The organism is Prevotella melaninogenica (assembly GCF_018128065.1).
GTDB lineage: Bacteria > Bacteroidota > Bacteroidia > Bacteroidales > Bacteroidaceae > Prevotella.
Map to the genome: position 1 here is coordinate 37,444 of NZ_CP072359.1, position 21,824 is coordinate 59,267.

Genomic DNA, 21,824 nt, shown 5'->3' on the forward strand with positions numbered 1-21,824 from the left:
AAATTAATTAAAGAGTAACATTTGTTCCCACTTTCTAATTTGGCATCGACTTTGTAATACATACAATAGAAAGATAAACAAAGTATTACAAATTAAATAAAGAAGATAAGAGCATGGCTAAAGTAGAAAAGGAGTTATTTTCACCTCAAACAATGTGATTGACTATGCAGAAGGTGGTGTAGTAAGTAAGGAATTGGTACACAGCAATGCAGGAAGTGTTACCTTATTCAGTTTTGATGCTGGTCAGGGACTCTCAGAACACACCGCACCATTCGATGCCTTCATTCAAGTTGTAGATGGAAAGATGGAACTGACAGTTGAGAATATAAAACATGTCATAAGTGCCGGCGAGAGCTTCATCATCCCGAGTGGAGCACCTCATTCTGTAAATGCACCAGAAAGATTCAAGATGATAATAACAATGATTAGGGGGTAAGGATTTTGTTGACAAGTTGACAAGTTGACAAGTGAACGAGTTGACAAATTAAATGTAGACGAGTTGACAAGTTGAATATAGGCGAGTTGACAGGAAACGAGTTGACAAATAAATTAAGAAAAGCAAACGAGTTGACAAGTTGAAGTGATTAAGAGGATCAACGACTATTTATCACACAACTTGTAAACTCGTTTTCATGTTAACGATTCTATAACGAATCGTGTGGGTGAAGAGTTTTTCCTTGCCAGCGTTCCTGTGTTTAATGGCTTTATGGCTGAACAGATGAAGACGGATTAATCTACAAATATAAAGGAGTTTGAGCTAAACAAGCTTCTACACACCTCCTGTTTATTCGTAAGCATCCAAAATTCACCGTCTTTTGTGGATACCGCATTGTTGCTACCTTTGCACAAAAAAGATGTTTGCACTGAATGAAACAAATGTTTATCGGGTTTGTTGTTCTCCTGTGGATATGCGCCAGGGGATGCTTCGATTATGTCAATTCGTCCGTGGTAACGATTTTAATCCATCTGATGGTTGTGTTTATGTGTTCTATAATCGTTCTCGCAATCGTATCAAGCTGCTTCATTGGGAACGATGTGGTTTTGTCGTATACCACAAGCAGATGGCACAGGGTTGTTTAAGTGGTAAAATCATGCAGCAAACCAAGGGATTTTATGAACTTCGATGGGATGAATTGGTCCTTTATATAGAAGGTATAAATCCTCATTGTTATCGAAGAAAACGTTACAATAAACCTTAGAAATTTCTTGCAAAATCCATATATTTTTCGTACCTTTGTATCATATAAATAACTGGTTTTCTGATGAATACATCCAACAATAAGCCTGCGTCTAACTATCATTTTTTAACTCGAGAAGATGTTATAAATCTTCTTGAGCAGAAAGACATGGAGCTTAAAAGTAAGGATGTAGAACTTAAGCAAAAGGATGCAGAACTTAAGCAAAAGGACGAAGAGCTTAAGCAAAAGGATGCAGAGTTAGCAAGAAAATCTCAACGTATTCTTGAACTTGAGCGTATGGTATTCGGTAGACGTAGCGAAAAGCGTTTACCTGAGAGTCCCAACGGCTGGGCAGGTTCGTTCTTTGATACAGATTGGGCAAAAGAAGGTAAACAACTTTCGGGGGAAATACCAACTATCATCAAGGAAGTAGAGAAGCAAGCTAAGCAGCGCAGGGAAGCAAGCCGCAACGCTCCTTCTACGAGAAAAGGCAAGCCATATGCCTCTTATGTTCCTAATGATATAGAGCGTGTGGTTACTGAGATTTATCCAGACGGTTATGATGAAAACCGTATGGTTATCATCGGTCACGATAAGACAGAACACTTGTGCTTACGTCCCTCAAGCTTTTATGTTAAGGTTGAAGACCGCATCGTCTGCCGTTTGAAAGATGCAAAACCCACGGATGCAAAGATTGACATACTGGAAGCTCCTTTACAGAAGCAAGCTGTGGATTGTTTTGCCGATGCCTCTCTGCTGGCTGAGATTATCACAGGAAAGTTTGTCTATCATTTGCCAGAGTATAGACAAAGCACCAGATGGAAAAGCATGGCATCAACATCCCAACCTCTACCATAAACAGCTGGGTTCACAGCACAGCTAATGCTTTATATCCTCTATATAAACTCCAAGCGAAGTTGATTTTACAGAGTCCCTACTTGCAAGTTGATGAGACAAGCGTACAAGTTGCCGACCGTAAGGGTAAGACTCGCAAGGGTTATCTGTGGGGAGTAAGAGATGCGCTGCACTGCCGAGGGGTCTTCTTTCATTGGAAGGAAGGTTCACGATCGGGAGCCGTACCCGACGAACTCTTCAAGGGTTATCATGGTGCTATACAATCCGATGGGTATGAAGCTTACAGCAGATTTGAAAACGTTCAAGGCATAGAGCTCTTGGGATGTATGGCACATGTCCGGCGAAAGTTCGAGCATTTATCAACAAATGATAAGAATGCCGCCCATATCGTTAAGATGATCGCTGTACTCTACGAGTTAGAAGCAAACTTAAAACACAGTAACGCCAGCTACGAAGAGATTCAGGCTGAAAGAAAATCCAAAGCATATCCTATATTAAAGGCTCTTGAAGCATATATGAAGGAGGTACACAAGGAGTATCTCCCTGGCGAAGCTATGGAGAAAGCTCTGCGCTATGCCTTCTCCGTATGGATACGTATCAGCCGATACGTACAAGATGGGCATTTCAATATAGATAACAATCTTATGGAGCAAGCCATCAGACCCATTACGTTAGGAAGGAAGAACTATCTTTTCTGTGGCAACAACGAAGGAGCTGAAAACAATGCCATCTTCTATACGTTCATGGCATGTTGTAGGGAAGCAAAGATAGAACCTAACATGTGGTTAAGGCAGGTATTAGCAAAACCCTTGCTGGACATGGAGGATGAGGAATTGATTAAACTGCTACCCATAAACTATAAATAGCATAGAACCCTTATATGAAGCCAGTCATATAAGGGTTTTTTGTGAAGTGGCAAGACGGCGATTTTTGGATGCTTACGTTTATTCTTAGTATTACAACATTTTGCTCACATTTCATTCCCTGTCATCCTTATATCATAGTGAATTTAGTCCTCCGCACATGTGGTGTTAACCCTCCGCACCATATGTGCTAAGCACCTGCACTACATGTGCAGAGTATCAGCACAACAGCAAATGATGGTAAACATTCACGAATATTGTATGAAATAAGACCTTAAAACATCCTTTTCTATTGGCTAAAGTGTTAAAGAGTAAAACTAAACTGAACAAATAACTTCTTTTTATGAATACAACAGATATTATTCTAATCGGGGCAAACAACCCACACGATTCGTTATAGAACAATGTTAACTTGTCAACTCGTTCACATTTAACTTGTTTACTCGTCAACTTGTTTACACGTTAACTATCTTACTTCATTATTGCTTGATAATCTTTTTCAAACGCACGAGGATGACGACCAATTAACACTGTGTTCAGCAAGCAATTAGCAACCATCTCCTCACTCGTAAGGTCAACCTTTGGCTCTTTTCTCACCTCCTTACCAAGAAGGACCTCCCATGGACCATTGAAATCATGATCATCAGCACCAAAGAACATCTCATTTGTATCAGGATCTTCCATCAGTTGATAACGAATCTGTTTCTTTGATGCAACAGGATTAAGCGTTAATAATAACTTGTACGCATTGCCAAATTGTACACGCAAATGGCGACCTTTAGGAAACATAAGTCCTAACAGAGGGTAAATTTCTTCAAATTCGTAAGCTTGAAATAATTCTTTTAACTTCATATATTATGCTGTAATATTTTGTCTATTAACTCTTTATCTACATCAAGACAGTGATACAAACAAATAGCATACAAACTATTGTAAATGCAAAGATACATTATTTTTTTGATACACTTGCAAGTTAGAACATTAATTCGTATATTTGCAACGTTATCACTAACCAGGGGTTCAATTACAAAAAATGAATCCCATAAACATTTCAATACACATGAGAAGAGACCAAGAAATTTTTGACCTTATTGAGAAGGAACACAAGCGCCAGCTCAAAGGTATGGAGCTGATTGCATCAGAGAATTTCGTCAGTGACGAAGTAATGCAAGCCATGGGATCTTACCTAACTAATAAGTATGCAGAAGGTTATCCTGGCAAACGTTATTATGGTGGATGCCAAGTTGTTGACCAAGTTGAAACTCTCGCCATTGAGCGTGTAAAACAACTCTTTGGTGCTGAGTATGCCAATGTACAGCCACACTCTGGTGCACAGGCGAACCAAGCGGTATTGCTTGCTGTACTGAAACCGGGCGATACCTTTATGGGACTGGATCTTGATCAAGGTGGACATCTCTCTCATGGAAGTGAGGTGAATACATCTGGTATCCTTTATAATCATGTAGGATATACGCTGAATCGTGAGACTGGTCGTGTTGACTATGACGAAATGGAACGTCTTGCTCGTGAGCATAAGCCAAAACTCATCATTGGAGGTGGCTCTGCTTACAGCCGCGAGTGGGACTACAAGCGTATGCGTCAGATTGCTGATGAGGTAGGTGCTCTGCTAATGGTTGATATGGCTCACCCTGCTGGGCTTATTGCTGCTGGGCTGCTTGACAATCCTGTAAAATACGCTCATATTGTTACCACTACAACTCATAAGACTCTCCGTGGTCCTCGTGGTGGTGTTATTATGATGGGTAAAGACTTCGATAACCCATGGGGACTAAAAACCAAGAAAGGCGATTTAAAACCAATGTCAATGTTGATTAATTCAGCAGTATTCCCTGGTAATCAAGGTGGTCCATTAGAGCACGTTATTGCAGCTAAGGCTGTCGGCTTCGGTGAAAACCTCTTACCAAGTTGGAAGGAATATGCTATGCAGGTAAAGAAGAATGCATCTGTCCTTGCTCAGGCACTTGTTGAAAAAGGGTTTAGCATTGTCAGTGGTGGTACAGATAATCACTCTATGTTACTTGACTTGCGCCAGAAGTATCCAGATCTGACAGGTAAAGTAGCTGAAAATGCTCTCGTTGCAGCTGATATCACAGCCAATAAAAATAAGGTTCCATATGATGAGCGTTCAGCATTCCAGACCAGCGGTTTGCGTCTTGGTACTGCCGCAATGACAACACGTGGCTGTAAGGAAGACATGATGTTGCTCTGTGCTGACCTTATTGATGAGGTTTTATCAAACCCAGAGGACGAGCAGGTTATCAAGCGCGTACGTGAGAAAGTAAATGAGACTATGAAGGATTATCCTCTCTTTGCTTACTAAACATAAAATATCTAAGTATCAATACTATTCGATACTAAACCATGACAGAGGTGTGCCAATTATTTGGTACACCTCTGTTCGTATAACATGCTCTACTAAAAATAACTTTCCATGCCCGAATGAATTACATCATGTACCAATAGCCATTCCTTTTATTCTTTCAAAAATATCATTGTTGACAGGAATGTACAAGTCTCTTTCTCTATGTCCGTTTCATTGACTGTTGCCACAACCTCTTCCTGGTAAACATCAAGCCTACAACCATGAGCTACAACCTCTTCAAAGCAGACTTCTTTCTTCTGTGTTGCCATATCCTATAAGGGTTAAGGGGTTAATATGACAAAGATGCTAAAATCCCTTTTCATTCCCTTTGGCGAAAGCCGTTCATGTATAGTTCATGAAAAGAAATACCAACACTTTGTAGCACAAGATAAAACAGGGCTATCAGCAAAAGCAGAAATAGGACATTCTTGAAAATAAATACGACTTATGTGCTCTCATGGGAAACACATAAGCCGTATTAAAATGAATCTTTACATATTCCTTTATAAAAGGAAATTTAAGCAAAACAGATTTTCCCCTACTCTCCTGTATAGAACTTAATAAGCTTTGTAAGTCCCAAAGTACATGCCGGACAGAACTCTGGATGCATATTGGTACGCATACGGCAATCAGGGAAGGCACGATAAACACCATGTTGTGAATAGCCCGCAGGTTCATAAGCACCAACCTTCCATTTATCATGACGAGCATTAGGCTTATCAAGGTCTGCTGGCTGAGGAGTTGGAACAGGAGTTTTTTTGTTAATAAGATTCTCCCACTTACCATGGAAATCTACCAAAGTTGTTAGATTAGGTTCCCAAGGCTCTACATCTGTAGGGTACATATTAATTTGCTCTTTATCGTATGCATATTCATCGCCCAGTCCAGCAAAAGAATGCCCAAATTCATGAACAACAACTGGCTTGAAATAAGAATTACGTACCATCGAGAGATTATACGAATTTAAGATACCACCACCACCATACTTTTCTGTATTTACAAGTACAATAATATGCTCATAAGGCGTACCAGCCAACCAGTCATGCAGCTCCTTTAGGTGTAATGTTGTAAGATATCTGTCACTATAGAAAGTGTCAAAATGTGAATGAAGGGCCGTATTCTTCCAAATACCTTTTGAAGGCTCAGAAGTACCACTTTCAGCAGACGGAGACTTAACTGCAACAACATTGAACCGTTGACGTAATGACTTAAATGGTTCGTGAGCAAAGAGGGCTTCGCTTGCAGTTTGACAGTCCTTAATGAAGTTAGACATATCGGCTTCCGTGTAACCTTCTGCTATATAAGCAATGTGGATGCAATGTGTTGTATCAGCAGCCTTTTGCAACGTTTCGTATGGTGTAACGGCTCGTTCCCCTATACGACGAATAAGAATATCACGTGGGTCCACAGTATGCATCATTGAGATTGTAACTTCACGACGATTGTTTCTCAGTTCAACCGTAATGTCAACAGAATCTTTTGGGAATGGAACAAGAAAAACATTCTCAAATGATTTTTGTGATGGTTTCTTAGCTTCATCATATGTCAACCATTCTTGAAAAAGCGTTGAGAAAGAGTTGCGGTAGATGACCTTTTGTGTATGATGGTCACGAACAATGACCTGACCATTCCCCTCAACAGGGACTTCCGACAAACGCTCATGTTTACCATACCAGCGTGGAATACGCGATAACTCATCTACGGCAATCGTCTGATGCTTAGCATTACCAGCAAAGATATAATCAAGTCGGAGTGTTGCATCCTCAAAATAATGACTAAAATCTTGCGCTGCAACTGTCATCACAACAGTTAAAAACAGAAGAGTGATAATTTTTCTCATAGGTCTTTTTAATAAATTAGATTTTTATGTTCAGTTACTATAGGAATATCATTACAGACATCAAAAAAGATTGATTTTTATCCCATTAGTTGTAGAATACAAAGATATCAATAATTATGAAAAAGACAAAACTTAAAGATAAAATTCACAACTCAAATTATAATTATAATATAAAATACAAAGAAACACTACCGACAAAAAGAAAAATCAGAAAACCATTATTATTGTAGCGTATGAGATGAGAGTTATGTAACAGGAGAAAAAACATAATTCAAAAATTTGGCTGTTTGTTTTTTTTGATGTAACTTTGCAGCGCAATACCGCCGATATGGCTCAGTTGGTAGAGCAACGCATTCGTAATGCGTAGGTCCCCGGTTCGAGTCCGGGTATCGGCTCCATTTGCGGAATTAGCACATCGGTAGTGCACGGGCTTCCCAAGCCTGGGAGGCGGGTTCGATTCCCGTATTCCGCTCTTATTTTAAATCACTGAAAAACAACACATTATGCTCTTTAATCCTACACTTTCATTTATTAGAACAAGCTAAATTATAGGCATTAATTCGGTATATTTAGGGTGTATTTAGATATAAAAACGCAAGTGCAGTGTCCTAAATTATTACATAATCTAAAGAGAAAGTCCTTTAGAAACAACCCAAAGCATGCTTAAAAAGAAGGTTTGTGACTAACACAAAATCAAATAGTTACGAAAGGCTTTGGAAAAGGTACTCAATTGAACTTCAAAAGGGCGTTAGTAAGACTTCAAAAGGGCATCTATTGCAAGATAAGTAAGCATTTTTTCGAAGCCAAAAGAGCATATATAGATTTTAAAGGGTACGAAAATAAATTACATACTCTAACAAACAAAGGAGCAAAGTTGATTTTAGAAGACGAAAAAATGATTATGAAGAGATACGGTACTATCTGCCTTATCTGCCCAGTCGTCTTATTTTTTAGGTGGCTTCAATTAATTACCACCTTCATACGGTTCTACCAACTGTGACTAATCCCAGCCTTCAATCTCAACAATCTTATAATCAACGTACTTCTTATCAACTACAATAATAAAAAATGGTTGTGTAAAGAAAGATTGAACTTTCCCTTTTTCTAACTTATACTGTAACTCAAGGTGCTTTCTCTTTAACGTCAATGAAAGCGGAGCCAAAAGGGTCTTTCGGTTTGTTTGAGGAAGGATATAAGCAATTGCAAAGTACTTATTAAAATTAATTTTTGTTGGTTCACCGCCCTTACCCATAAAAGCCGCTTCGCCAAACTCTTTTGCAAGATTTTCTTGTGAAGTAATTTTCTTTATTATAGGTCTACTTTCATCACCAATATGAAAGAAATTATGAGCCTCTGTATAATTTACAATATTAGAATTCCCTACTACTGTTTTATGAGTGCCACATGATGATAACAACAACATTGTAGCTGCAAAAGCAAGCAAAAGTTTCTTCATCATAAAATAACTATTATCAAATATTTTTTATAAATATGATACTTTTCTAAAACTAATACGCAAAAGATACTTAAGCAAGAATAAAATCAAATGCGACTGACATTATCTCAATAATATCTGTCAGTAAACACAAAAGTAATTAAATTATGCCATATTATCATTTTTGAACTACTAAAATTGGTTAATTCAACACATGGCACATCTTTTGCATGTAAGAAGTGTTTGCAAAGACTGGTTCTATGCACTAAATTATTAACAAAACAGAAAAAATAAATGGCACATGGACATGATGTACTCCACATGATGGAGGGTAATAGTTATGAGACAAAAGAAGAGTTGGTTAAGGCTATCATCGAGCATTTCGGTGAGGAAGAGCAATTTCACACTTGTTCTGTCGATGGTATGAATGCAGAAGAATTAGTAGATTTCTTGACAGAGCGTGGTAAGTTTATGCCTGCTAAGGATGGATTTACTGTTGACACGACTAAGATTTGTAACCACTAAGTTTGTCAAGCTATAAGACATATATATATTGATAAAAAAGATTCAATCATGATTAAGATTTATGGAATGAAAACTTGTCCAGACTGTATTGCAGTTGACAAGCACGTAGAAGGCGACAGCCGTTATGAGGTAATTGATATTGGTTCACATATAAAGTATTTGAAGGAGTTCCTTCGTCTTCGTGATAACAATGTCGTATTTGATGAAGCAAAAAGACATGGTTATGCTGGTATTCCTTGCTTTGTACTTGAAGATGGTACTGTAACTTTGTCACTTACAGAGGCTGGCATCACTCTCAAAGATGAACCCGCAGCAGTTTCATGCCGTCTTGATGGCTCTGGCTGCTAACAAAACTAAAATAATTAAAGTCCTCGTCAATTCATGAATTTAAAGAAATGAATTTGCGAGGGCTTTTTTAGGCTCAATAAGAAAATGATGGAGAATTTCTTAATTTTTTCGTTCATTTATATCATGGAAGAAAGTATCTATATCAATTAGCCAATTTCGTTTTACCGAGCAAATCAAAAACTAAAATTCCTATCATTCCTATCATTTGTATTAGGCACTTAACTTGTTATAATAAAGCAAGATACACTAAATGTTAAAAGTGACAGCAAACTAATATAAAACTATTCTTTCGTTATCCATAATAATATCTCTCTTATCTGAGAATACTTACTTTAGCTATGTAATTCCCACAATTAGCTTCCACCCATTAGACAAAGCTTGTACCGAGCGTAAGCAAAAAAGCACCTCCTTGCGGAGGTGCCTTCTATAACAACTCAAATAAAAATCAAAGTTTACTTTGCATAAGCAACAGAACGGATTTCACGAATTACCGTAATCTTAACTTGACCAGGGTAAGTCATCTCATTCTGTATCTTCTCTGCGATTTCTGAGCTGAGCTTCTCGCTTTCAATATCATCCATCTTGTCTGCACCAACAATGACACGAAGCTCACGACCAGCCTGAATAGCATAAGTCTTGGTTACACCTGGATAACTCATTGCAATTGCTTCAAGATCGTTCAGACGCTTGATATAAGCTTCCACAATCTCTCGGCGAGCACCTGGTCGAGCACCAGAGATAGCATCACAGACCTGTACTATTGGAGCAAGAAGTGTAGTCATCTCCACTTCATCATGGTGAGCTGCGATAGCATTACAGATATCTGGTTTCTCCTTATATTTCTCTGCTATCTTACCACCATAAAGTGCATGTGGTAAGTCAGTCTCTTCATCTGGAACCTTACCAATATCATGCAACAATCCTGCACGCTTTGCCTTTTTGGGATTCAATCCTAATTCGCTTGCCATAACCGCACAGAGATTTGCTGTTTCACGGGCATGCTGCAAAAGATTCTGTCCGTATGATGAACGATACTTCATCTTACCTATAATACGAATCAACTCTGGATGAAGACCATGAATACCAAGGTCAATAGCAGTGCGTTTACCAGTTTCAATAATCTCATTATCAAGCTGCTTCTTAACCTTAGCAACAACTTCCTCAATACGAGCTGGATGAATACGTCCATCAGCAACAAGCTGATGAAGAGCTAAACGACAAATCTCACGACGTACAGGATCAAAAGCTGAGATAACAATAGCTTCTGGCGTATCATCTACAACAATCTCTACACCTGTTGCCGCCTCTAAAGCACGGATATTACGACCTTCACGACCGATAATACGTCCCTTCACCTCGTCGCTGTCAATATGAAAAACACTTACAGAGTTTTCAATAGCAGTTTCTGTAGCAACACGTTGGATAGTCTGTATAACAATTCGTTTTGCCTGTTGATTAGCATTAAGCTTTGCCTCATCTACTATTTCATTAATATATGATGCAGCATCCAGTTTCGCTTTATCCTTCAAACTTTCAATCAAACGCTTTTTTGCTTCTTCTGAGCTAAGACCTGAGAGTTCCTCAAGTTTCATTCGCTCTTGCTCTTGCATTTTCTCAAGATCTTGTTGCTTAATCTGCAGTAATTTCTTCTCATTATCAACACGCTGTTGCTGCTGATCTACATCCTGCTTACGACGATTAATTTCTTCCTGACGCTGATTCAATGCAACTTCACGCTGCTTCAATCGGTTTTCACCTTGTTGTATCTTCAACGTACGCTGTTGAACTTCTTTCTCAAGTTCACTTTTCTTGTTCAAAAACTTCTCTTTAACCTCAAGAAGTTTCTTTTCTTTAATTACCTCTGCAGCTTTCTCCGCTTTATCCATTGTATCTTTGTATTTTCCTGTTAAGATATAACGGAAAATAGCAAATCCACCAGCACATCCAGCCGAAAGGCATACCACAGCTATTATAACTGTTACTATTGGACTCATTGATTCTATTTATGATTTAAATTAAATATTCTCACTTATTACTTCAGTGCATCTTCAATTTCTGAAGTGAGTTTACTGAGAATATCATTAAATGGAGCCGTATCATTACGTGCACTTTCTTTCTTATATCGCAATGCTATATCTAACATTGCCATATATATAATATCCTTATCCCCCTTCTTACCCTTAAAAAGAGTTGAATAAGTATTAATTGTGTCGGTAATAAGCTTGGCTGCCGAACGATAATACTCCTCATCCTCTCGTGGGACGTTTACCGAAAGTTCTGCATCATAGACATGCAATCTTATATGTAGCTTATCGTCTGCCATTATATTCTGTTTTATTTCTCACTTAGAAGTGTAATACACTTATTTACATCTCGGATAAGTTTGGCAACACGCTTTTGTGCAGTTTCCATATCTCCATCCGTAACTTCAAGCATTTTGGCCATCTTCAACGAGTTATAATCAGCTTCTGCTTGAGACAACTTCTCTTGCAGCTGCTTTATCTCCTGCTCACGCTGATCGACAAGCGCATACAACTCGTCATTCTCATTCTTCAGTGCTTCGTACTGAAGAATCATCTGACGGACACGTGTCGCAAACGTATTCAGGACCTTCTCATTTGAATTCATAGCTAATCTATTAGTTTGGCTACAAAATTACATTAAAGTTTTTATTTAAGCAAATATATACCTAATTATTTTGACTCAGCTTTCTCTGCTGGTTTTGGTTCTTTCTTAGCAAGCGACACAACTTTATAAATAAAGTCTGTTGTCCACTTACGACTGAATCCAAGACGCTGATTATACTGACGAACTGACATCACAGCCTTTATAACACCAGGATCAGAGAAACTGTTTTTATCGTAAATATCATTTACCGTTTTCTCTGTCATTGTATAGATAGCTTTCCGAAAAAAGCCTGGGACACGCAACTTAAACTTCATTAAGTTACCTACCAACATCATTAATTCTTGTGTGAATCCTTGGAACTGATAAAGATAAGGTTGGATATCTTGCATCTTCTTACAATTCTTTTTGATGCTTGCATCTATCTCGTCAAAGAAGTTATCATCGACATTATAAATATTTTTCATGGTCTTGCGTACGCTCGCTTTTTCACCAAGACCTAACTTGTTATTCAATGTTGGAACACGGAATGTTTGCTTATATGTACGAAGATCTGGAAGCATTGCTAAATTATTGATACCCAAACGAGTTGCAAGTACTGCCTGAAAATAAACTCGAACAAGTGTCATATAGTCCCCCATACCACCAGCCTTAGACTGTGTGGCATCATTCTTTCCAAAGAGTTTCGATAAGAATCCCATATCTTTTGTTTAAAGTTTTAAAGTTATTAAGTCGAACTTATATTATTTTTTCGATTGCAAAGTTAATAAAAAAACATGAAAATCACCTATTAAATAAATGATTTCTCATTTTCACAGCTTTTAATTAAATTAAATTTATTACCTTTGCAATCAAGATATGCAATATTGCAAATGAAAGCGTGTAACGACAAATACTTAACGAAAGGATTGGTTGTTCTCAAAGACTTGGTCATTTTGAGTATGCTCCTATTGCTGCCTATGTTTACATTTACAGAATATAAGGCAGAACATATCCATAGGAATTTAACGCTTAAACATATAAGCAATAACTACTAATAAAAAAACAAATATCAAACCATACTATTATGAAAGGAATAGTTCTCGCAGGCGGTTCTGGCACACGTCTCTACCCTATTACCAAAGGTATAAGCAAACAACTCATCCCTATTTACGACAAGCCAATGATTTACTATCCAGTATCCGTATTAATGCTGGCTGGAATTAAAGAGATTTTGATTATCTCTACGCCATTTGACTTACCTGGCTTCAAACGCCTATTAGGAGACGGGAGTAGTTTTGGAGTGCATTTTGAATATGAAGAGCAGCCTTCACCAGATGGATTGGCACAGGCTTTTATTATTGGCGAAGAATTTATTGGCAATGATTCAGTATGCTTAGTTTTAGGAGATAACATTTTTTATGGAGCAGGTTTTAGTTCCTTGCTGCGTAATAGCGTACAGCTGGCAGAAAAAGAAAACAAGGCAACTGTCTTTGGTTATTACGTAAATGATCCTGAGAGATATGGAGTAGCTGAGTTTGATGAGACAGGAAAATGTCTTAGTATAGAAGAAAAGCCCGAGCATCCAAAGAGCAACTATGCTGTTGTAGGACTTTACTTCTATCCAAATAGTGTCGTTGAAATTGCAAAAAACATTAAACCATCCCCACGAGGAGAATTAGAGATAACAACAGTTAACCAATGTTATCTAAAACAAGATAATTTAATGGTACAAACTCTTCAGCGTGGTTTTGCTTGGCTTGACACAGGTACACATGACAGTTTGGCAGAGGCAAGTACATTTATAGAATGTATTGAGAAACGCCAAGGACTTAAGGTTGCATGCTTAGAAGAAATAGCATATAAGAAAGGTTGGATAACTTCAGAGAAACTATGGGAAGAAGCACAACCAATGACTAAGAACAACTATGGTAAATATCTGCTTCAACTCATTGAGGAGAAAAAGTAAGACAAGAAATCTTTTACTGAATAATAAGAAAATTAATAAATATGGAAGAAACAACTAAATTAGAACAAGGGAAAGAACAGGAAGTACACGAAGAAAACTCCTCCTTTGACTTTGTCGCTCTGTATCGAACCGTTGTTCTTAACTGGTACTGGTTCGTTCTGTCATTGATTATCTTTGGTAGTTTAGGTGCTATCTATCTCAGATATACCACACCAATGTATCAATCAACTGCAAAATTACTTATCAAAGACGAAAGTAATAGCAGTAGACGTGGACAATCATTGCAGAATATGTCAAACCTTGGTATCATTTCAAATTCAACAGGTATTGACAATGAGATGGAGATTCTTACATCTCATTCTATTGCAGAGGATGCTATTAGAGACTTAAAATTATATGTTAACTACTCAACAAAGGGAAGAGTCAAGGATGTTATCCTCTATCGTAATCAGCCTCTTAATATTGATGTTGACCAAGCTCATCTTGAAAGATTGAATGCCCCTATTAACTTGACCATTACAAAAGACAGCTTGACATATACTGTTAATGGAACTTATTATGTACCAACTAACGATAATTCAAGTGAAGGGCCTTATTCTATCAATAGAAAGTTTACAAGCCTTCCTGCAACAATAGCAACCCGTGCTGGTATTATTACTATCAGTGCTCACAACGGATATGCAATGAGAAGTGCACAAGTTCTTAATGTTAGCATTCTTTCACCAAGAATGGAATCTGACAAGTATGTGAGTGAACTTCAGGTTGCACAAACAGCAAAATCAACTTCAATTGCACAGTTACAGCTTACTGACGAGGTTCCACAGCGCTCTCTTGATTATCTCAAGCAGTTAGCAATAGTATACAACCGTCAGGCAAACGAGGACAAAAATACTATTGCGCTTCGTACAGATAAATTTATTAACGACCGTTTAGGTAAGATTAATGCGGAACTCGGCAAGACTGAAGGAGCTTTACAGAGCTATAAACAGAAGAATGGCATTGTTGAATTGAAGATGAATGCTGGTAATTCTGTTGCCAATCAGAATAACTCTGAATTAAAACTTGCCGATGTAGAAACACAGATAGAATTATTTAATACGATTGCACGAGAGGTCGAAAGTTCATCTCGTAATCTATCTCAAGTGATTCCATCTAATGTTGGTTTGGATGACCAGAGTTCTACTTCTCTGATTAATAAATACAACGAATTAGTACTTGAACGCAATCGATTGCTCCGCAGTGCATCAGAAAGCTCTCCTGTTGTAGAACCACTTACAGCTCAGATTCGAGAGTTAAATGGTAACATCCGTCGTGCTATTTCAGCTGCTCGTCAAAACTTACAGATTCAGCGTGATGCCGTTTCAGCACAGGTTAATAAATTCAATGGGCAGGTTGCTGAGACTCCACAGCAGGAACGTATGCTGACACAGATTGATCGTCAGCAGGAGGTTAAGTCTGGACTTTACCTTATGTTGCTTCAAAAACGTGAGGAAAACAATATTTCTTTGGCCGCAACAGCCGATAAGGGTAAGCTTATTGATGACCCACAGCTAATTGGTAAGATTAGCCCTAAGTCAACAACAATTATGCTTATTGCATTGATTATTGGTTTGCTTATCCCTGTATTAGTAATCTTTATTCTTCAATTCTTCCGCTATAAGATTGAAGGTCATGATGATGTTGCACGCCTTACTAAATTACCAATCATTGCTGACGTTGCTGTTGCAAGTAACAAGGCGAAGGGAAAAGCTGACATCGTTGTACATGAAATCAGAACAACCAAATGGAGGAAATCTTCCGTTCAATGCGTACCAACCTTCAATTTATGCTGAAGGAAGGAGAGAAGGTTATTCTCTTCACTTCATCTACATCTGGTGAAGGTAAGACCTTTAACGCTGCTAACCTATCAGTAAGTTTTGGTCTCTTAGGTAAGAAAGTTATTCTGGTTGGTCTTGATATTCGTCGTCCACGTTTGGCCGAACTTTTCGGAATCAATGATCACAAGCATGGTATTACAAATCTTCTTGTTAAGGATAATCCAACTGCAGAAGATTTACAGGAACAGATTTTGCCTTCAGGAGTTAACAAAAACTTGGACCTCCTTATGGCCGGTCCTATCCCACCAAACCCTACAGAGCTTATTGCTCGTAAATCATTAGAGATTATTATTAATCTCTTGAAAGAGAAGTATGATTATATCATGATTGATACTGCTCCAGTAGGTTTGGTTACGGATACTCTTCAGATTGCACGTGTTGCAGATGCATCTATTTATATGTGTCGTGCAGACTATACACCAAAGTCAAGCTTCAACTTGATTAATGCTCTTGCAAACGAGAAGAAGTTCCCTAACATGGCTATTGTTCTTAATGGTATCGACATGTCGAAGAGAAAGTATAGCTATTACTACGGATATGGTGGTTATGGTAAGTACGGTAGGTATGGTAAAGCAAGCTATGGTACAAGCTATGGACAGTATGGGAACTATGGCAACTACGGTAACTATACTAACAGTCACTATGGTAATAAGAATGACAACTCTGTAAAGAGATAAAATCTAAAACAAGAGAATAATTCTAAAGATACAATGATTATTGCAGTTGACTTCGATGGAACCATCGTAGAACATAAATATCCTAAAATCGGTAGCGAAATCCCCTTTGCTACCGATACGCTTAAAATGCTGATAAAAGACGGTCACCAACTCATCTTATGGAGTGTCAGGGAAGGCGAATTACTCCAAGAAGCTGTTGATTGGTGTCATGAACGTGGTGTAGACTTTTGGGCTGTAAACAAAGACTATCCTGAAGAGGAAAAAGAGAAGAACAATCATTTTTCCAGAAAGCTAAAGGTAGAAATTTTTATTGACGATCGTAATCTTGGTGGTCTACCTGATTGGGGAACAATCTACCAAATGATTACCAACAATGAAACATGGGAAAGCCGTAACTTTGCACATCGTTCATTTGAAGAACATGAACCACCTAAGAAAAAACATTGGTGGAATTTCTAATAGAATAGGAGGTTAATACTAATAATAGGTATTAACCTCCTATTCATATTTAACCGTTCTCTATCACTATCATGCATAACGTTCGACATACACCGATCTACACTTGCATCCATTAAAACAATGTTCATGCAAAGCGTACATTATAAAGAATGCACTTAAACTCATAGAGCAAGTGCATTCTAAAATCAGTTATAAAATATATGTTCTAATATTCATACAACTTAGTTGTACCAAATTTCCCCACCAAGTGTTTGATTCACATCGGTGCGGTCTTGACTGTTTTGGTTCTCGAAGTCGTAATCTTCAAAGAATCCCTGTGTTTTGTTCTCCTTCATGTTTATTGCCTCCTGTAAATTAGATCAATTGGTAAATATATTATTGTTATCCGCTAAATGGCTGATACAAATATAAGCAAAATGAAAATAAAAAGCAAGTTAAAAGGTAAAAACAATTGATTATTTAAATATTTTTTACCACATAATCATTATTTTTGTAATATAAAATGCATCTTTAATCACACATGCAATTATACTCCACAAAGTTATACAAGAAAAACTTTAACACCAAGTATAAGTCAGAATATACTTTGAATTACATTCGCATTTGAATTCAATCGTTTTATCACGCTTTAGATTGGTTGCTAATCTTAAATATGGATCTACTTTGATATCCTTTAAAGCCAAATGTTCAGAAGAATAAAGCTTATACATAGTTTCCTTAGCACACCAAGCTATAAGCTTATCTGTTGTATCTGTAAAATCTTCTTCATCTCTCAGAAAACGAGATGAAATACGATTTACCCTATCCGAAACATATTCGATATCAACTCCTACTTCATACTCACGAGAGATGATAACAGCTACATAACCAATTGTATGAGAGATACTAATATGATAATCTTTTATAATTGGTTTACCATCCTCATTATGTTCTAACAAAGGTTTATAACCTAACATCTTTGTTAGAAGACAATACACTCCCTCTTTCTCCGCCTGTCGTCCTTTTTTAATCTCCAACAAACCGAGTGTTACTCCTCCCTCTGCATCACTCGTTATTCGTACCACAGACCGTAACTTTTACTTTACTAATACGACGTTCTTCAATGGCTAAGATCTCAAATTTATAGTTCTTATATTTCAGTATTTCGTGTATAGCAGGAAAATCACCTTTAATTTCTAAAAGTAAGCCTGCAAGAGAATCAGCATCACCTTCAATCTCATCAAACTCATCATCAGGCAGATTTAAAATCTTTAAGAAATCTTTTAAGAGAGTTTTCCCTTCAAAGAGATAGGTATTAGAGCCTAACTTGGAATAGTTATGTTCCTCTTCATCAAACTCATCATTAATCTCGCCCACAATTTCTTCAAGAATATCTTCCAATGTTACAATACCACTCGTACCCCCAAATTCATCAACTACAATAGCTATATGAACTTTATTTTCTTGGAAATCACGTAAAAGGTCATCAATCTTCTTTGTCTCTGGAACAAAGTAAGGTGGACGAATCAAGCTCTGCCATCTAAAACTTGTTGGTTTCGACAGATGAGGCAAAAGATCTTTAATATAAAGTACACCACGAATATTATCTTGATTATCTTGATAAACAGGTATTCGAGAATAATTATTATCAACTATGCACTTCAGAACATCTTCATACGAGCAACTGATATTTAAGTCTACAATGTCTTGACGAGAGGTCATCACTTCTTTTGCCGTTTCGTCACCAAAACGGATAATACCTTGGAGCATTCCCTGCTCATCTTTAATATCATTCTTATCCGTCAGTTCCAAAGCCTGCTCAAGGTCATCAACAGATAACTGACGGGATTCCTTTTGAACCACTTTCTCCGCAAAAGCACCGCTTTTCAATAGTATAGTTTCAATAGGCCAAAATAATCTACGAAAAAAAACAATACCCTTAACAGCATTTCTACAGAATGCTAATGGGTTTCTTCTACTATAAACCTTCGGAATAATCTCACCAAAGAGTAAAAGAAGAAATGTCAAAAGAATAGTAACACAAATAAACTGCAACCATTCTTCACCAAATGTAAATAAGCTGGAAAAGATATAATTACACAGCATGATAATAGCAACGTTGACAAGGTTATTCGTTATAAGAATTGTTGCCAAAGTACGTTCACTATCATCTTTTAGCTGTTGGATAAGTTTGTCTGAAGCATTTTTATCTGGATCAAGTGACTCTATATCTGTTGGAGAAAGACTAAAAAAAGCTATCTCCGAAGCACTTGCAAACGCTGACAAAAATAGTAGGGAGACCGCCAATAGAAACGCAATGATAACACTGAATTCTATCGGATTAACGCTTACATAAGAAGAAAAATCTACTAAAAAACTATCCATTAAAAAGGTAAATTAGATTTATCTGCAGCTTCAGTCGAACCATCTTCTACTTTCGCTCCAGATACACTCTCGATTTTACGAGAAGCAGAAAGCCATTCAAGGTTATCGCCATAAATCTCTGTAATATGACGTTGCACACCTTTCTTATCATCATAAGTACGATAACGTACACGTCCCTCAATATAAAGTTTATCTCCTTTATGAATATATTTCTCAGCATACTTAGCCAAGGCTTTAAACAGAACAATATTATGCCAATCAGTATGATCGGGTACAGTTGTACCATTGGGAAGCGTATATCCACGCTCCGTTGTAGCCAAAGTAAACGAGGCAACACATTGGTCAGCCTCATAGTACTTTATATTTGGCTCACGACCAACATTACCAATCAACATTACTTTATTCATAAGAAAATAACAACACAAAGGCATGTGAAATTACTTCCACATACCTAAATATCTAAATTTAAAATTCTTACCTTTAGCTGAAGGGAACTGACTTCTATTATCTACCCTATCCTTCAAATATTCAACGATACGATTATAACAATCCCATCCTGATACCGCCTTACACTGTGCTACGAAATGAGTATCACGATATTCATGCTTACCTGAGGCAGGAATCAAAACCACACGCTTAAAATCAAGTTCGCCTTCATACCACCCTTCACGTTCCTCATTAAGATGCATAATAGCTGGATTATCCTTACGAACAATTCCATCAACAACAGGGCGAAGAGCCTTCTTCTGCTTGAAATCCATCATAGTCGCAGCTTCTGTCTTAATAACTATGAAATAAACACGAGGACGAACCTTATAACGTTTTGGATAGAACACATCGTTGGAAGCATAATTCCGAATATCATCTTCCAAATCAGGAGTAAGCTGAATGTCGGGAATAGAACTTAAGAAATCCAAAGCTTCCTCAACATTATGCACTAATACTTCACTATCGAAATATCGCAAATATAAATTCATAAAGAAATTGCTATGTATGTTTCTCTAAAAAAGAGCGGCAAACGAGGCTCGAACTCGCGACCCCGACCTTGGCAAGGTCGTGCTCTACCAACTGAGCTATTGCCGCATGTACTAAGTAAGTAACTACTTACTTTAAAATTCTATGTGAAGAGGAGGAGACTCGAACTCCCACGAAACAATTTTCACTACCCCCTCAAAGTAGCGCGTCTACCAATTCCGCCACCTCTCCAGCATATACATGACATTCCGAATAGAAAATGTGCCCAGAACAGGACTCGAACCTGCACGTCGTGAAACACACGCACCTGAAACGTGCGCGTCTACCAATTCCGCCACCTGGGCATAAAGAAGAAATATAACTTCTATGCTTTCAGAATATCAAAGAGCGGCAAACGAGACTCGAACTCGCGACCCCGACCTTGGCAAGGTCGTGCTCTACCAACTGAGCTATTGCCGCATTTAACGTCTCTCTTTCTCTAAAGAGTTAGACAAAAAGTCGGGGTGACAGGATTCGAACCTGCGACCGCCTGGTCCCAAACCAGATGCGCTACCGAGCTGCGCTACACCCCGTTGCATATTCATTATGATTAGCTCATTTCCGAATTGCGAGTGCAAAGGTACTATATATATCTGATATCTCCAAACTTTTCTTTGTTTTTTTTCAATAAAAATCAACACCTTTATTATGTAATCCGAACAAAAAAGTCCTACAACAATAGTAAAGTAATTGATAAACAAGCAACTATAAAGATGGATAATCCAAAAAAGCAAATACTGAAAACCCTATTATTTTTTTGTGGAAAATTCACCAAAGGGTCTACCTCATACCATAAATTTACCTTTGGACTCAAATATCTTGCATCATAATGGTACGGACAGGCATCTTCATCAAGCAGCTTACAATAGAACTTACACGACAGGTCTTCGGATAAGAAATGCTCGTCAACGAGGAGTTCACCTACGGCAGGTAAGCATCATTCTGCGTGATGTTGGCTTTATCATCTGTGATGTAAGGCGTTGATCCGAGGTAATCATTGTGATAGAAGAAGGTTTCTTCACGTATTGTGTCGTTAGCTATGTATCTACAACTCATCTTTGAGATATATTTTTAATAAAATATCTTCTTTCTAACATAAATTGGTATCCAACCAGAGTACTCTTACAAACTATTTTGCACTTAACATGCTTTGTGTTTACCATCCGCACCAGACGTGTTTACCATCCGCACCACATGTGCGCACCACCAACACCAAACTTATTTACCAATAACAGTATGCGTAATGAATAACGATAGGCTGGATTATGATAATATTAGAAAGAGATAGCTATAACACAAAGAGAAACAGAAACATAGTTCAGCGATTACTAATATCTTGGGAGATAAACACAATTCACAGACCAAACGAATAAAAAATACAATAAAACGCGCAAAAATCATCCGTTTACTCAGTTTCTCTATGTGACTTTTCT

21 protein-coding genes, 7 tRNA genes and 2 pseudogenes are annotated in these 21,824 nt (G+C 37.7%); 12 read left to right on the top strand and 18 right to left on the bottom strand.

Annotated features, from left to right (window positions below):
• Nucleotides 1-154: 154 nt before the first annotated feature.
• The 4 genes from J5A56_RS00195 (at nt 155) to tnpC (ending at nt 2,899) form a co-directional block, all read left to right on the top strand.
• Nucleotides 155-436 (top strand): cupin domain-containing protein, encoded by a 282-nt coding sequence (locus J5A56_RS00195; RefSeq protein WP_249112036.1) that lies wholly within the window; start codon nt 155-157, stop codon nt 434-436.
• 418 nt (nt 437-854) lie between these two features.
• The gene (tnpB, locus tag J5A56_RS00200) at nt 855-1,199 is read left to right on the top strand and encodes an IS66 family insertion sequence element accessory protein TnpB (protein WP_211807225.1); all 345 of its coding nucleotides are present in this window, start codon (nt 855-857) and stop codon (nt 1,197-1,199) included.
• 63 nt (nt 1,200-1,262) lie between these two features.
• Nucleotides 1,263-2,036, top strand: coding sequence for a hypothetical protein (locus J5A56_RS13300; RefSeq protein ID WP_249112037.1), 774 nt, complete (start codon nt 1,263-1,265; stop codon nt 2,034-2,036).
• Nucleotides 1,997-2,899 (top strand): IS66 family transposase, encoded by a 903-nt coding sequence (tnpC, locus tag J5A56_RS13305; RefSeq protein ID WP_249112038.1) that lies wholly within the window; start codon nt 1,997-1,999, stop codon nt 2,897-2,899. The genes J5A56_RS13300 and tnpC overlap by 40 nt, the downstream gene beginning before the upstream one ends.
• 468 nt (nt 2,900-3,367) lie before the next feature.
• Here tnpC and J5A56_RS00210 read toward each other — a convergent pair whose 3' ends face one another.
• Nucleotides 3,368-3,748 carry a hypothetical protein gene (locus J5A56_RS00210; protein ID WP_021672042.1) on the bottom strand — a complete coding sequence of 127 codons (381 nt, stop codon included), beginning with the start codon at nt 3,746-3,748 and terminating at the stop codon, nt 3,368-3,370.
• 208 nt (nt 3,749-3,956) lie between these two features.
• Here J5A56_RS00210 and glyA point away from each other — a divergent pair, with 208 nt between their 5' ends.
• Complete coding sequence (glyA, locus tag J5A56_RS00215; RefSeq protein WP_021672041.1) at nt 3,957-5,237, top strand: serine hydroxymethyltransferase; 1,281 nt, start codon at nt 3,957-3,959, stop codon at nt 5,235-5,237.
• A 152-nt stretch (nt 5,238-5,389) separates the two neighbouring features.
• Here glyA and J5A56_RS00220 read toward each other — a convergent pair whose 3' ends face one another.
• Both J5A56_RS00220 and J5A56_RS00225 read right to left on the bottom strand, forming a co-directional pair.
• Nucleotides 5,390-5,548, bottom strand: coding sequence for a hypothetical protein (locus J5A56_RS00220; RefSeq protein ID WP_021672040.1), 159 nt, complete (start codon nt 5,546-5,548; stop codon nt 5,390-5,392).
• 269 nt (nt 5,549-5,817) lie between these two features.
• On the bottom strand, nt 5,818-7,119 hold the full coding sequence (locus J5A56_RS00225; protein ID WP_021672039.1) for a M64 family metallopeptidase: 1,302 nt from the start codon (nt 7,117-7,119) through the stop codon (nt 5,818-5,820).
• Nucleotides 7,120-7,441: 322 nt separating this feature from the next.
• On the opposite strand from J5A56_RS00225, the gene J5A56_RS00230 reads away from it, so the two are divergent.
• Nucleotides 7,442-7,517 (top strand) — tRNA-Thr (locus tag J5A56_RS00230).
• A gap of 3 nt (nt 7,518-7,520) precedes the next feature.
• Nucleotides 7,521-7,591 (top strand) — tRNA-Gly (locus J5A56_RS00235).
• Nucleotides 7,592-8,119: 528 nt separating this feature from the next.
• Here J5A56_RS00235 and J5A56_RS00240 read toward each other — a convergent pair.
• Nucleotides 8,120-8,578 (bottom strand): hypothetical protein, encoded by a 459-nt coding sequence (locus tag J5A56_RS00240; RefSeq protein ID WP_021672037.1) that lies wholly within the window; start codon nt 8,576-8,578, stop codon nt 8,120-8,122.
• A gap of 270 nt (nt 8,579-8,848) precedes the next feature.
• On the opposite strand from J5A56_RS00240, the gene J5A56_RS00245 reads away from it, so the two are divergent.
• Entirely contained in the window at nt 8,849-9,079 is a 231-nt protein-coding gene (locus J5A56_RS00245; protein ID WP_021672036.1) for a YecH family metal-binding protein, read from the top strand.
• Nucleotides 9,080-9,127: 48 nt separating this feature from the next.
• The gene (locus tag J5A56_RS00250) at nt 9,128-9,427 is read left to right on the top strand and encodes a hypothetical protein (RefSeq protein WP_021672035.1); all 300 of its coding nucleotides are present in this window, start codon (nt 9,128-9,130) and stop codon (nt 9,425-9,427) included.
• Nucleotides 9,428-9,879: 452 nt separating this feature from the next.
• Here J5A56_RS00250 and rny read toward each other — a convergent pair whose 3' ends face one another.
• The 4 genes from rny to J5A56_RS00270 all read right to left on the bottom strand — a co-directional run bounded on the left by rny (nt 9,880) and on the right by J5A56_RS00270 (nt 12,753).
• Entirely contained in the window at nt 9,880-11,421 is a 1,542-nt protein-coding gene (gene rny / locus J5A56_RS00255) for a ribonuclease Y (RefSeq protein ID WP_021672034.1), read from the bottom strand.
• 38 nt (nt 11,422-11,459) lie between these two features.
• Nucleotides 11,460-11,750, bottom strand: a complete 291-nt coding sequence (locus tag J5A56_RS00260; protein ID WP_021672033.1) for a cell division protein ZapA — start codon at nt 11,748-11,750, stop codon at nt 11,460-11,462.
• A gap of 11 nt (nt 11,751-11,761) precedes the next feature.
• Entirely contained in the window at nt 11,762-12,055 is a 294-nt protein-coding gene (locus J5A56_RS00265) for a hypothetical protein (protein ID WP_021672032.1), read from the bottom strand.
• A 65-nt stretch (nt 12,056-12,120) separates the two neighbouring features.
• A complete protein-coding gene (locus tag J5A56_RS00270; protein WP_021672031.1) occupies nt 12,121-12,753 on the bottom strand; it encodes a hypothetical protein in 633 nt (210 codons plus the stop codon).
• Between the two features lie 365 nt (nt 12,754-13,118).
• Between J5A56_RS00270 and rfbA the strand changes: the two genes are divergently transcribed.
• The 3 genes and pseudogenes from rfbA to J5A56_RS00285 all read left to right on the top strand — a co-directional run bounded on the left by rfbA (nt 13,119) and on the right by J5A56_RS00285 (nt 17,013).
• Nucleotides 13,119-14,000 (top strand): glucose-1-phosphate thymidylyltransferase RfbA, encoded by an 882-nt coding sequence (gene rfbA / locus J5A56_RS00275; protein ID WP_021672030.1) that lies wholly within the window; start codon nt 13,119-13,121, stop codon nt 13,998-14,000.
• 41 nt (nt 14,001-14,041) lie between these two features.
• A pseudogene (locus tag J5A56_RS00280) lies at nt 14,042-16,554 on the top strand (GumC family protein).
• Nucleotides 16,555-16,587: 33 nt separating this feature from the next.
• Nucleotides 16,588-17,013, top strand: a complete 426-nt coding sequence (locus J5A56_RS00285; RefSeq protein WP_021672028.1) for a BT0820 family HAD-type phosphatase — start codon at nt 16,588-16,590, stop codon at nt 17,011-17,013.
• Nucleotides 17,014-17,570: 557 nt separating this feature from the next.
• On the opposite strand, the gene J5A56_RS00290 is transcribed toward J5A56_RS00285, so the two are convergent.
• The 10 genes and pseudogenes from J5A56_RS00290 to J5A56_RS13310 form a co-directional block, all read right to left on the bottom strand.
• The gene (locus J5A56_RS00290) at nt 17,571-18,077 is read right to left on the bottom strand and encodes a 4'-phosphopantetheinyl transferase family protein (RefSeq protein WP_021672027.1); all 507 of its coding nucleotides are present in this window, start codon (nt 18,075-18,077) and stop codon (nt 17,571-17,573) included.
• Nucleotides 18,058-19,377, bottom strand: coding sequence for a gliding motility-associated protein GldE (gldE, locus tag J5A56_RS00295; RefSeq protein ID WP_021672026.1), 1,320 nt, complete (start codon nt 19,375-19,377; stop codon nt 18,058-18,060). The genes J5A56_RS00290 and gldE overlap by 20 nt, the downstream gene beginning before the upstream one ends.
• Entirely contained in the window at nt 19,377-19,784 is a 408-nt protein-coding gene (locus J5A56_RS00300; RefSeq protein WP_021672025.1) for a single-stranded DNA-binding protein, read from the bottom strand. The genes gldE and J5A56_RS00300 overlap by 1 nt, the downstream gene beginning before the upstream one ends.
• A 30-nt stretch (nt 19,785-19,814) precedes the next feature.
• Entirely contained in the window at nt 19,815-20,354 is a 540-nt protein-coding gene (locus tag J5A56_RS00305; protein WP_021672024.1) for a hypothetical protein, read from the bottom strand.
• A gap of 33 nt (nt 20,355-20,387) precedes the next feature.
• Nucleotides 20,388-20,460: transfer RNA gene (locus J5A56_RS00310), tRNA-Gly, on the bottom strand.
• 39 nt (nt 20,461-20,499) lie between these two features.
• Nucleotides 20,500-20,583, bottom strand: a tRNA-Leu gene (locus tag J5A56_RS00315).
• A 31-nt stretch (nt 20,584-20,614) separates the two neighbouring features.
• Nucleotides 20,615-20,696 (bottom strand) — tRNA-Leu (locus tag J5A56_RS00320).
• A 42-nt stretch (nt 20,697-20,738) separates the two neighbouring features.
• Nucleotides 20,739-20,811: transfer RNA gene (locus J5A56_RS00325), tRNA-Gly, on the bottom strand.
• A gap of 39 nt (nt 20,812-20,850) precedes the next feature.
• Nucleotides 20,851-20,924 (bottom strand) — tRNA-Pro (locus J5A56_RS00330).
• 137 nt (nt 20,925-21,061) lie between these two features.
• Nucleotides 21,062-21,435, bottom strand: a pseudogene (locus tag J5A56_RS13310) (hypothetical protein); the annotation flags it as partial.
• Between the last annotated feature and the right edge of the window lie 389 nt (nt 21,436-21,824).